This window comes from Paenibacillus yanchengensis, assembly GCF_042684845.1.
In the GTDB taxonomy this organism is placed as follows: domain Bacteria; phylum Bacillota; class Bacilli; order Paenibacillales; family Paenibacillaceae; genus Pristimantibacillus; species Pristimantibacillus yanchengensis.
This window is the reverse complement of sequence record NZ_JBHUMH010000011.1, coordinates 46,870-59,536: the sequence shown is the minus strand read 5'-3', so window position 1 is coordinate 59,536 and position 12,667 is coordinate 46,870. Positions and strand designations below refer to the sequence as shown.

The 12,667-nt window shown below is 35.9% G+C and carries 13 protein-coding genes; 11 read left to right on the top strand and 2 right to left on the bottom strand.

Annotated features, from left to right (window positions below; all coding sequences use genetic code 11):
* Positions 1-43: 43 nt before the first annotated feature.
* From ACFSTH_RS03430 to ACFSTH_RS03385, 10 genes are all read left to right on the top strand, one after another.
* Positions 44-1,846, top strand: a complete 1,803-nt coding sequence (locus ACFSTH_RS03430; RefSeq protein ID WP_377769595.1) for a cache domain-containing sensor histidine kinase — start codon at positions 44-46, stop codon at positions 1,844-1,846.
* Positions 1,847-2,012: 166 nt separating this feature from the next.
* A complete protein-coding gene (locus tag ACFSTH_RS03425; RefSeq protein WP_377769658.1) occupies positions 2,013-3,026 on the top strand; it encodes a LacI family DNA-binding transcriptional regulator in 1,014 nt (337 codons plus the stop codon).
* A 51-nt stretch (positions 3,027-3,077) separates the two neighbouring features.
* Positions 3,078-4,475: a protoporphyrinogen oxidase gene (hemG, locus tag ACFSTH_RS03420; protein ID WP_377769596.1), complete on the top strand. Its 1,398-nt coding sequence runs from the start codon at positions 3,078-3,080 to the stop codon at positions 4,473-4,475.
* Between the two features lie 566 nt (positions 4,476-5,041).
* Entirely contained in the window at positions 5,042-5,413 is a 372-nt protein-coding gene (locus ACFSTH_RS03415) for a hypothetical protein (RefSeq protein ID WP_377769597.1), read from the top strand.
* Positions 5,410-5,934, top strand: coding sequence for an accessory gene regulator ArgB-like protein (locus ACFSTH_RS03410; protein WP_377769598.1), 525 nt, complete (start codon positions 5,410-5,412; stop codon positions 5,932-5,934). The genes ACFSTH_RS03415 and ACFSTH_RS03410 overlap by 4 nt, the downstream gene beginning before the upstream one ends.
* Positions 5,935-6,069: 135 nt before the next feature.
* Entirely contained in the window at positions 6,070-6,396 is a 327-nt protein-coding gene (locus ACFSTH_RS03405; protein ID WP_377769599.1) for a LytTR family DNA-binding domain-containing protein, read from the top strand.
* Between the two features lie 963 nt (positions 6,397-7,359).
* Positions 7,360-7,524, top strand: coding sequence for a hypothetical protein (locus tag ACFSTH_RS03400; protein WP_377769601.1), 165 nt, complete (start codon positions 7,360-7,362; stop codon positions 7,522-7,524).
* Between the two features lie 179 nt (positions 7,525-7,703).
* Positions 7,704-8,060, top strand: coding sequence for an MGMT family protein (locus ACFSTH_RS03395; RefSeq protein WP_377769602.1), 357 nt, complete (start codon positions 7,704-7,706; stop codon positions 8,058-8,060).
* A 278-nt stretch (positions 8,061-8,338) separates the two neighbouring features.
* Positions 8,339-9,361 (top strand): Gfo/Idh/MocA family protein, encoded by a 1,023-nt coding sequence (locus ACFSTH_RS03390; protein ID WP_377769603.1) that lies wholly within the window; start codon positions 8,339-8,341, stop codon positions 9,359-9,361.
* Positions 9,361-10,269: a Gfo/Idh/MocA family protein gene (locus ACFSTH_RS03385; RefSeq protein WP_377769604.1), complete on the top strand. Its 909-nt coding sequence runs from the start codon at positions 9,361-9,363 to the stop codon at positions 10,267-10,269. The genes ACFSTH_RS03390 and ACFSTH_RS03385 overlap by 1 nt, the downstream gene beginning before the upstream one ends.
* A gap of 295 nt (positions 10,270-10,564) precedes the next feature.
* Here the strand turns inward: ACFSTH_RS03385 and ACFSTH_RS03380 are convergent, their stop codons facing one another.
* Complete coding sequence (locus ACFSTH_RS03380) at positions 10,565-10,906, bottom strand: helix-turn-helix domain-containing protein (protein WP_377769605.1); 342 nt, start codon at positions 10,904-10,906, stop codon at positions 10,565-10,567.
* A gap of 223 nt (positions 10,907-11,129) precedes the next feature.
* Here ACFSTH_RS03380 and ACFSTH_RS03375 point away from each other — a divergent pair, with 223 nt between their 5' ends.
* Entirely contained in the window at positions 11,130-11,822 is a 693-nt protein-coding gene (locus ACFSTH_RS03375) for an HD-GYP domain-containing protein (protein WP_377769606.1), read from the top strand.
* Between the two features lie 183 nt (positions 11,823-12,005).
* Here ACFSTH_RS03375 and ACFSTH_RS03370 read toward each other — a convergent pair whose 3' ends face one another.
* Positions 12,006-12,662: a GAP family protein gene (locus ACFSTH_RS03370; RefSeq protein ID WP_377769607.1), complete on the bottom strand. Its 657-nt coding sequence runs from the start codon at positions 12,660-12,662 to the stop codon at positions 12,006-12,008.
* Between the last annotated feature and the right edge of the window lie 5 nt (positions 12,663-12,667).

Sequence of the window (12,667 nt, the reverse complement as noted above, 5' to 3'; positions counted from 1 at the left end):
TTTATAGTAATAAGATATTAATTGCTTCGAAAGGAGAGAGAGTATGCTTTTATGGAATAAACTACATACATTGCTACGGCAAACTAACATTAAATCACGTTTAATAATAGCGCTATTACTAATAACCATCGTTCCTATCGTTCTGTCTGGGCTGTATTCTTACAAAGGAGCAAGTGATGCAATTCGATCGAAAATAAGTACCTATTCAGCAGAAATAATGAAACAAATTAGGAAAAATGTGCAGCTAGAAAATAAAAAATACATCGGTTTAAGCGACTCAATTATGCTCAATAGCAGTGTACAGCAATATATGCAACAATACAATCAGTTAGATGAAGTGAGTAAAAAAGAAATGAGCGTCTATATTAATCGATTGTTAACGGAAAAACTTGATCTGTTGCAAAAAATTAAAAGTGTCAAAATTATCGATACGACAGGGCAAGTTATTTATGATATGGGATACAACTCTATTCACGATAGAGATATTGCAAGAGTGATACAATCGATGCAGCGAGGGGATGGGAGCGATCAATGGTCGTATTTGACGACTGAGCAAGGAGAAGCATGTATTGTTTTAACTAGACCGATTAGCTCCTTGCAGCATTGGGACACCGATTTAGGCTACATTATGATCAGTATAAGTGAACCGCTGTACTCTAGTGAACTCTATGCAGATGTCGATATGGGGACCGGTGCGGATATTTTTATTGCCGATCAGCAGGGAGTCGTTATATCTAGCCGGTACCAAGCGAATATTGTACAACAACCATTTTATGATCAAAAATTAATGCCAGCAGTAATTGCACATGAAGCGAATAATGAGCCTTCTTTTTTGACGCATTTGGCAGGTGCGCAGCATTTGATAGCGTACAGTTATGATATGTTTTCTAGCTGGTACTTAGTAAGTACAATACCGGATAGCTACTTAAACAATGAAACAAAATCTATTCAATATACTATTTTTCTACTTAGTCTTTTATTAATAGTCATCTCGGTATTTTTGGCTTTACTTATTTCAAAAACGATTTATAAACCTATTATTAAATTAGTAGAACAAGCTGGTCGTATTACGCGTGGTAACTTGCAAGTGCCAATTGTAGATGAAGGGAAAGATGAAATTAGCTATTTGACGGATCGATTCAATAATATGGTCGTACGAATTCAGCAATTGTTAGAAGAAACAGAGCGGGAACAACAACAAAAACGTGAAATTGAAATTCAAATGCTACAAGCACAAATTAATCCACACTTTTTATTCAATGCTCTTAATTCGTTAAAGTGGACGGCTCAGCTTAGTCAAGCGGATAGTGTTAGTACGGGCTTAGGGGCATTGGCTGCTTTATTACGCAATACGATAGTTGATAAGCAAGAACATGTATCACTAACCGAAGAAATTCGGAATATTGATCATTATGTTATAATTCAAAAAATGCGCTATGGGGCTACGTTTGACGTTAATGTGGAGTTAGACCCGCAAGTGGAGCAATGTCTTGTTCCCAAATTTATATTACAGCCTTTAGTAGAAAACGCCATTATACATGGGCAAGAAGGTATTCAGCATCATTTGATCATTACCATCACCTGCTCGCTACAACACAATATGCTACAAATAACAATAAGCGATAACGGTGCAGGTATTCCTGAGCAGAGATTGGAACAATTATTGCAAGGCGAACGATCAGAAAAAAGCAGTGGAAGATTAGCGAATATTGGTTTGATGAACGTGCAGGATCGCATCGTATTATCTTTTGGAAAGCAATATGGATTACGTATAGTAAGTAAAGTAAATGAAGGAACGATAGTCTATGTTGCTTTACCTTTAGTTGAATCGGAAAAAGTGAATTGAGTAGTGTTTTTTTATAATGTGCAAACGAGGGTGGAATTCAATATTTAAATTATGATTTACCGACAAAAGATGATAGTATTTAACATATAAGAACAAATATAGATTATCGTTGACGATAAATATTGAAATAGTTATTCCAATGAAGGAGGAGTACGTATTGAAAGAGGTGACGATTTATGATGTCGCGCACGAAGCGGGTGTCTCTGTAGCAACCGTCTCACGTGTGTTGAATAATACTGCACCAGTTAGCCCGAAGACGAAACAAAAAATAATGACAGTTATTGAAAAGTATCAGTTTCAACGAAACGCGCTAGCTAGAAGTTTAAAGAAAAAAGAAACAAGAACGCTAGGCATTATCTTACCGGATATTACGAATCCGTTCTTTCCGGAAGTGTTTAGTGGGATAGAATTAGAGGCAAGAGAAAATGATTACACCTTGTTTTTGTGTGATACGATGGGCGAATATGAACGGGAAACACAATATTTGTATATGTTGCGAGAGCGACAAGTTGATGGAATAGTTTTTTTGGGTGGGCGGATTAATTTAAGTAAAGTGGAACAAAACTTAGCGGAAGAATTACAAACGTTTGCTCAGCGCGTGCCAACTGTACTCGTTAACGGTAGTATTCCAGGTAACCCAATCCACCGTGTTTGTGTTGATGAAGGAGCTGGTACAGAACAAGCAGTACGGCATTTACTTGCATTAGGGCATACAGATATTGCGTTCATCGGTGGCTTAGAATATATGACTACTACGATGCAAAAGATTAGAGCGTTTAAAAAGGTGTTTCGTGAACATGGGCTTACGGTTCGTAAAGAATGGATTTTGTACGATGATTTTTCTTTAAACGCTGGCAAGCGACAAATGAAAAAATTATTGCATATGTCACATAAACCAACAGCCGTTCTATGTGTGAACGATTATACTGCTGTAGGTGCGATTCAAGAAGCGGGACGGAGAGGTTATTCTATTCCGAACGATATATCGATTATAGGATTCGATGATGTACCATTGGCGACTGCTATATTGCCAGAAGTAACGACAGTATCACAAAAAACAGAGCTATTGGGCAGAACTGCTATTTCTATTTTACACAAACTGATTCAAAAAGAAAAAGTGAAAAAATTAACGGTAATAGAACCCGAGCTAATTATTCGGGAAAGTACTGCACAATTATAGAGTAATGTCGTTTTATTGTACATTGATTATTCAAGATAAGGAGGAAGTGGAGTGCGCACCATTGCAATTATTGGCGGTGGAATTACCGGAATTTCTACAGCCTATTATTTGGAGAAACAGCTTGCGGAAACAGGACAGCAAGTCAAGATTGTATTGATAGAACGTGAGGAAAAACTAGGCGGTAAAATTAATACACAACAGGAAGCAAGCTTTTTAATGGAAGTAGGAGCCGATTCAATCGTAGCACGAAAACAAAACGTTGCTCCATTACTCGAAGAATTAAACTTGGCGGATGAAGTTGTCTATAACACAGTAGGAGTTTCGTATTTATACAATGCAGATGGATTAAAGCGAATTCCACCAGATACTATTTTTGGCATTCCGATGACAGTACAATCGTTAGCAGAATCAGAGTTAATTTCTGATCAAGGTAAAGTAGCTGCACTAAAAGATATATACACACCAAACGAAAAATTCACAGCACAAGATTCCATTGGTCATTTTTTAAAACATTTCTTCGGGGAAGAGTTAGTTGACAAACAAATTGCCCCCGTACTTTCTGGTGTTTACTCAGGCAACATCTATGAATTGACATTAGCCAACACACTACCTTATTTACTCGAATATAAAAATACTTATGGCAGTATTATTAAAGGGCTAGAGCAGCATAAAGCACAATTTCAACAGGCAAACAATAAAAAGTTTATTTCATTTGCTAATGGATTAGATCGATTGCCCAATAAAATGGCACAACAGCTAAAGCAAACGGAAATATTACAAGGAATTGCAGCAGAGCACATAACGAAGCAGCATAGTTTACACGATTCCTATGTCATTACACTGTCTAATGGAGAAACGATTAACGCAGATTATGTCATCCTTAGTACACTGCACACCGTAGCGCAACAATTGTTACAGGACGAGCAACTAGATACTTTATTTTCACAATTGAAAACAAGTTCATTAATCAGTATGTATCTTGGTTATGCTCTGCCAGATGCTACATTACCAGCAGATGGAACAGGCTTTATTGTAGCCGGTAATAGTGCGTTAACATGCAATGCTTGTACATGGACAAGCCGCAAATGGGAACATACATCAGCTGAGCAACGATTGTTACTTCGTTTATTTTACAAGAGCAACAGCACTGCGTTTGAGAAATTATGTCAGATGGATGAACAGGCACAATTGCAATTTGCAAAACAGGAAATTAAAGCTAGTTTGAAAATTATAGCCGATCCTGTCGAATTTGTTGTTACAAAATGGACAGATACGATGCCTAACTATCATTTGCAGCATCCTCAAATCGTAAAGCAGTTGGAACAATCACTACAGGAAAACTATCCAGGAATGCTATTAGCAGGTTGTTCGTATTACGGAGTAGGTATACCGGATTGCATCCAAAACGGCGAACAAACAGCAAAGAAAATAATAGAATTACTACGCTAGACTAGAACAAATTAATACGAGGATAATATTAAATATGGATAAATTCACCACGAAGGTGTGCAATTTTTTATAAAGTACACAAAAAGTAAAGTGTCGTTTTATTGAACTTTATAAGTTAATTGTGAAGGTTTTCAAAGTGTTTTTAATAGAAATTTTCGACAAATTTAGAAAAAAAGGTGGACAAAATTCGAAAAATGTCTTATAAATAGTAATAATGTTAAAAAAAAATGACAAAGTATGTTGAGTAAACGCTTCCGTTGTCGTATATTGATGATAAGAAATCGTATCTATACTGGAGCGTGTTCAACTTGAGAGAATTTCTTATGTTTATGTTGTTTTCGATATTGGAATGTTATGCGATGTACTACCTGATGTTTAGAATGTTTAAGATTGATATGTTTCACAAGGAAATATTATTTGCTAGTACATTGATGTCGGTAATTTCGTATTCTCTTAGATTTAGTTATGGATTAGACTACCTGGACGTTTTCATACAGATGATATTGATGATCTTGTTTGTATGGATGTTATTTCGAATACATATTTTCTACGCTATATTGATGAGCGTGATGGTTTACCAAGCCTATATATTAATACAATCTCTTTTATATTACGTTATATCACAAATCGACCCACTGATGGGATTAATTAATGTTTTACAAGCAGTGACTGCTATTATTGTATTTTTAATTGGCTGGTTCTTAAATAAAAAAAGAAAAGGTTTTGATTTTGTACCTGATTCATTAAATTATCGTATAAAATTAAAACAACATGAAAAGATTATACTAACGCTTATGATTCCCACAGTTGCACTATTGATGTTAACCTTGCATGCAATGCAAAACTCCCCTGATTGGTATATATTAATTCCTATAATATACGCTTTAGTATTTTTTCTGTATATTCATTATAGTTATAGGAAGGACAGAACAGAATGACTAGCATGGCACGAAACCTTGCGTTGATTATTAAAAAGGCTAATCCAGATGAAACTGTGTCTGTTGCTGTTATGGAATATGCATTGGCAATTATATTTAATTACTTATTTATTTTTTTTACTTCTCTTATAATAGGGTATTTTACTGATTCATTAGGATTAACAATATTAGCACTTTTCGTATTTACTATAATTCGAATGCTATCAGGAGGAGTGCACATCAAATCGATTTGGGGATGCATCATAGTTTCTGTACTATTATGTGTTTTGATACCTCAAATTTCTTACGTCACATCAAATAATTTTACACTTTTATTTAATATTATTAGTTTACTATGTATGTTCTTTTTTGCACCTTCACCTGATAAAAACTCTAGAATTGATTCCAAATACTTCAAGCATTTAAAACTAGCGTCAATTATTATGATAGGATCTAATTTTTTTATTAATAGTGCAGTAATTGCATTATGTTTTCTAGCTCAATCTATAACTATTTTACCATTCAGAAGGGAGGGGAAATAATGGTTAAGTCATCTGCTCGTTTGATTTCTGCTGGTTTAGCGGCATGTGCATCACTTTTTGTAGCTATATTTAAACCAATGATATTTAGTCCAGAAATTCCAGAAGAATTGAAGTAAGTGAATGGGGGATGGAATAATGCTCGTTCTGACACTGGATGGCACCCCCTGTGAAATCAACGAAAGGGAAATATTGTATTTTTCCAGTTATCGAAATACAATACATGTCCATACGGAAAAAGGCGAATATATCTATCCCACTTCATTATCAGAACTTCATGATGCTTATAGCACGATAGGTTTTGAAAAATTGGATCGTTCGAATGTTGTTAATGTTAACAATATAAGCGAATATGATGCAATTAGAAAAGTCGTGAAGTTCGGCGCTAGTGATAAATATACGGTGGTGTCTGAACCAAACGAAAAAAAAGTGAAAAAGTTGCTAGAAGATAGAGAAAAGCAGTGAAATTGATAGATATTTGCTTTATAGCGAAGACGTGTTATTGACTTGAAATGTTCATTTGTAATCAAATGCAGATAAATGCTGTGTTTGGTTTTTCTTTTTGGAAAAAGAGATTAGTGGGTTAGCTATATTAGAACGTGTCTGAAAACTAAATAATTTCGCCTTCTCACTATATTATTAATGGTTATTGCATGTCATAACTATGTCATATTCAAGATTAATGAATGGAACGGTAAGCTTGTACGTTTTTTCGTATAAAGTTACATTCCGATCATCGCAATTGCAGTTGATTGTACGTTTTATCGTATAAAATCCTTATGCTTATCCTGTTATCGGGGTCGCTTTATATGATTTTTCGTATAAACGTGATCTCCTTGGGTACTTATTTGAATTTTTGTACGTTTTATCGTATAAACTCCTACTACATTCCCCTATTACAAATTTCACAGTAGTTGTTAAGACCTCATGCGATACAAGCCACGTCTGAACGACCAGTTTTAATTGTTACAACACTTGGAAATAAAAGAAACGATCTTTAAGATCAATTTTTCGCATTTGTATACATATATCCCATTTTCAATCTGACTACATGGTAAGTTTTCAGAACGTACTAGATTAATATGTATAATAATAACAACTTTATATTCCCTTAGAGGTCTGTGGCGCTTTTTGCTAGAGGCTTATTTTTTGTGCCTTCATAACCAATTATAAATTAAAAATTACATATTATATCATTAAATATAGAATATATCAATAGTTGTTTACATTGCGAATCACTAACGACTAGGCTGATTTTCAGTGCTATTATCATGTTAGTAGCTACTTGTTAATTATTACATGTTGGCTATGTCATCCTACGTAAGTTTATATGTTCTCTATTAGTTATATATTGTCGGTTAATCATTAGTATAGCTAGGATAGTTGATATTATAACTTACTGAAAAACAACTGAAAGGGTGATTGCAAATGGTAGTAGAAAAACAGAAATCAGCATTAGATTCTTTATCCGATGAAGAATTAGCAGAATTGTATCAATTTGCTATAAGTAATCAAGTGTCCGGCGAATTTGTAATCATTATAAAAAATACTTTACTCAAGAGAGAAGCGCAGTTAGTTGGTGCGTTTTCATAACATTTAATTATAAAAAGCTGGACTACCTGTTCCGTAAATTGTATCCTACGTGATGAGTTATTTTTTAAGTAACTATCTTTCGTGGTACAATTCAATGATGGAACGGGTTTTTTGTTTTTAAAAAATTGTATTACTATACAATATAACGATAGGACATATAGAATGTGGCGGTGAATATAGTGCAAATTTTTACCAGAAAAGTTATCTGTATTATCCAACATATACCGGCAGGTAGTGTTATGAGTTACGGACAAGTAGCTGCTATAGCAGGTAGCCCAAGGGCAGCTAGACAGGTAGTGAGAATTCTTCATACGATGAGTGAACGATATCGATTGCCTTGGCATCGTGTCGTCAATCGTGAAGGTAAGGTTATGTTGTCGGATATGTTAAGCAGACAATTGCAAATCACTGCATTGCGAGAAGAGGGTGTTGCTGTTGATGAGGAAGGAACACTAGAATTGCAACGCTATATGTATCAATTGGACTCCTTAAAATGGTGCGAAATATTGTCTGAATTATGTGGTGAGGAGATATAAATTTACAATAATGAGAAGATGCGAATGTCTTTATTTATTCACTAAATATTTCGAGCATTAACTCATTGACATTTAGTCATAAATTAGGAATAATTAAAAAAGAGAGTATTCATTTCGGTAAAAAGTAGTAGAAAGGGAAGGTTTCATTTGTGGGTACTCTAGTTTGAAAGCGATTACTGGAAAGTGCAATTGTATGAAGTATTTAACTTGAAGGTCCATACTTTTAGTGGTGATTACTGGATTTATCGCATTTCAATTATGTTAGTGGAGTGAAACGAATGGAAAAAATGAAGTTTGCTATTATTGGCTGTGAACATGCGCATATTACTATTTTTATCGAAGAAATGTTACAACTAGGTCATATTGGCATTGGAATAGTAGAAAAGCGAAATATGGAACTAGCTTCTAGCTTATCAGAAAAGTATGAAATACCTTTAGTTGATGATGAAGAAACGCTAATGGCAGAAGCTGATTTTATTGGTTGTGCAGCGATTAATAATGAGAAAATAGCTATTATCGAGCGATGTGAGCAATTTGGCAAATCTGTCATGATTGACAAACCAGCGGTTACTAACCGGCAAGATGCTAAACGATTGGAAGAGGTTATAGCAAGGAAAAAAATCGAAGTAGGCATGCTGCTTACCGAACGTTTTAATCCAGTAATATTTACGTTACAACAACAGATTGTTTCCGGTTCATTAGGTGAAATTGTATCGATTCAAATGCGCAAACCGCATCAACTAAATGCAGCAAAGCGTCCACCATGGTTTTTTTCAAAAGAACAGTGTGGCGGAATCATTATTGATTTATTTATCCATGATTATGATTTGTTACGGTGGTTCACTTCTTCGGAGGTAGCAAGTTCGGATGGTCAAATGACTAAGCGGAATTTTCCACAATATGCTGGCTTTTATGATACTGCTAGTATGCAAGTGATGATGGACAATGGCGTGATCGCACAACTATATGCGGATTGGTATACACCAGATAAGAGCTGGACATGGGGCGATGGACGAATATTTGTTGTTGGCACAGAAGGGGTAGCGGAACTTCGACTAGCGGGAGACCCTTTTGTCAGTAAAGATGCGTTGTTGTTGCAAACGACTAATGTACAGCAAGCAGTCCAAGTGCCATTAATTATGCCGGAACATAATATTACGGAAGACTTTTTGTTGCGATTAAACGGTAAAACTTCCTTTATTCAAGCGCAAGATGTTATGCAAGCAACGTGGGCAACGATTGAAGCGGATGAACGAGTGCAAATAATGCAAATTCCAGTAGTGGAAGGGGAAAAAGTGTGATGAGCGAACAGCTGTTAAAAATCGGAATGATAGGGTTGGACACTTCGCATGTTGTCGCATTTACAGAACTACTTAATAGTGCAGACCATGAGCATCATGTATCTGGAGGAAAAGTTATCGTTGCATATCCGGGTGGTTCTGCCGATTTCGAGCTAAGTTATGGGCGAGTGGAGCAATTTACTACGGCATTAAAAGAAAAGCATAACATTACGATAGTAGATACGATAGAAGAAGTGGCTACCATGTCTGACGCATTACTGCTTGAATCTGTAGATGGACGAGTTCATTTGGAACAGTTTCAACAAATTGCCTCCTATGGAAAGCCGGTCTTTATAGATAAACCACTGACGACGAGCTATGCAGATGCCGAAGCGATCTATCAATTGGCAAAGCAACATAACGCACCAGTGATGAGCTGTTCTTCGCTCAGATACGCCGGAACGTTTCAAGAAGCATTAGCTGATGAACAGAAAGGCGCTATTTACGGTGCAGATTGTTATGGACCATTGGCGCTGCAACCTACACAACCCGGTCTGTTTTGGTATGGTGTCCACACGGCTGAAATGCTATTTGCGGCTCTAGGTGCTGGCTGTGAAGAAGTCCGTGCGGTTGTGGAAGAGGATCATGAGGTTTATGTTGGCAAATGGTCTGGTGGACGACTAGGCACGTTGCGAGGAAATCGTTCTGGTAATGGTCAGTTTGGTGCTGTAGTACACCGCCAAGCTGGCAGTCAGCTAATTGATGTGCAAGCTTCAAAAATACCGTTTTATGCGTTGATGCTACAACAAATTATTTCTTTTTTCAAAAGTGGTCAATCCGCTATTCCCGCAGAAGAAACGTTAGCCATTATTCGATTTATTGAAGCAGCCAATAAAAGTAGACAAACGGGACTATCTGTTAAACTATAATTGTCTGTAATTTGTAACGCCAAAGAACGAGGTAAACGGCAGTAATACCTGCCTACCTCGTTCTTTTCTTTTTTTAGATTAGCAAGTTTTACAAAGCTAGTAAGGTGGTCGGTTTTGTTCTGTGGAATTTAGGAAAATAGCAAAAAGAAGGAGCATCAGCTCTCGTTTCTAATAAAAATGGTGCAGGTTATTTATTATCATCATCTTTTTATAAGTGAAGTTAAAAACGATTGGAGTGAATGAACGATTAAAGTAAGGCACGAAGTAGGTAAATGAAGTGATGGGAACGACGAGTTTAATTAATGGCTGTGAGAAATAATTTTAATAGCGCATAAGCATCTTTGCGTTGCTGATCGTTACATTGTTGTAAAGCGGATGTGATCATATCTATTTCTGTATTGTTTTCTGTTGTAAATATAGTTGAATCGGGTAATAGTAGTTCATTTGGCGTTAACTTTAATAACGAACAAATGCTTAGTAACGTTTCAATAGACATTCCTACCTGCCCGCGTTCAATATCTGCACAAAATTTAGGAACACGTCCAATTCGTTCTGCGAAGTCCTCTTGTGTCAGGTTGAAAGATTTGCGACGTTCCCGAATACGTTCTCCTACTTGTTTTTTATTATATTCGTTCATTTTATATTCCTCTCTAATTCCATGAGTTATAAACTACTATTATGAATGAGTTTTAAGTTGACTTGAATGAGTTAGTAAAGTAGTATTTATAATAGTTTAAAAGGTAACTAAAAAGATAGTTTTAAAGGTATTTTAAAAAAAGTTGCTACATTCAATTATGTACAAAATATATGAATTTAAACCAGTAATTATTTGAACGACAGGCATAAGGAAGTTGATGAATATGATTCTCCAAGTAGGTTGGCCAACAAAATTTCCAAACAAAGATGAACTAGAAAAAACAATTCGTGTACTAGAACGTAAGCTGGGTATACCCGTAGATTCTATGAAGCATTATGAGCGGTTGATTGATATACTATCTACTATACTGTTTCCAGAAAAAAAAGAGCCGTGGTATTTTTTTGTTCCAGCTCTTGCCCGTTATTCGGACTGGTTATATGTTCATTGTATTCATGTTGCGTTATTATCATTAATAATTGGTAATAAGTTTGGTTATACAAAGCAAATGTTATTCGAACTAGCGCTAGGTGCCTTCTTCCATGATATAGGTAAAATATATATTCCAATGACGATATTAGATAAACCCGATAAATTAACTGCTGTAGAAACAGATATTATGCGTGAGCATGCTAGGTTAGGTGTAGCAGCTTTGTCTCGGTATAAACTTCCGGCAACGTGTTTGGAGATCATTGGGAATCATCATGAAAGATTGGATGGAAGCGGATACCCGCAAGGCTTAACAGCCGATAAAATTTCAGAACAAACTCAAATTGTAATGGTCATGGATGCATTAGACGCCATATCGGCTAATCGTCCTTATCAAGTACCACGTAGCTTCTCACAAGCGCTTACTATTATTGCTAAAGAGAAGGATAAATATGCACAACATATTGTTGCGGCTGTGGCTGAGTTGTAGGTTGCGAAAGTCAATAGGGATACTGGTGAAATTACTTTTTTCGTGGAAAAAGTTGATTGTGAGCATTTGTAGCGCTGTTAATTCAGCAGTACTATTAGAACTGTGTACAAACGATGAAGTAACATGTAAAGCCGCTAGACAGTTAATGTCTAACGGCTGTTTTCGCAAAATATAGAAAATGTACTATAAGTAATCCAGACTATTAAAAATTAGTACTAAACCTACAATACATAAAATCCAAGAAACTGCTGAACCCGTATGCTTTGCGAGTGTCATTTGCAGTTTTTCTAATGATCGTTGCATTGTGCGACCTAATAATAAGTGCAGTATAAACAAAATTAGTGGTGGAAGTACCATGATCAAGTTATAACCTGCTAACATCGGCAGCCACTGGAAGGCGGCAAGTTCAGAGGTGGATAATAGTCCAATAGCTGCAAAATAAGGAACGGCTGTGCCCACTTCGATAGCATAGGTAGTTACACCAAGTGCTACCATCGCTATTTTTTGTTTGGACTTTGGTTGAGGTAACTGTTTTTGCTTCTTTTCGGGGTAATAAAAACTCATAATAAATAAAATCATTCCAATTATAAAAGTAGACCAGCTAATGATACGATTTTGTAATATAGTGGCTGCTGCTGTAAATAGCATATCCATTCCTAGCATCAAGGCGATGCCAGTCAAAAAATAAAGAAGCGCTACTGTTATTAAATAAATAGATAAACGTGATAGCAGCTGTTTTTTTTCGGTTAACAGTAAATATATCGTAACACCTATAGTCGCAGGACTTAACGTATCTAACAAAGCTAGTCCTGCAACCGAAATAACAAGTTGTAAGTCCATGAAGC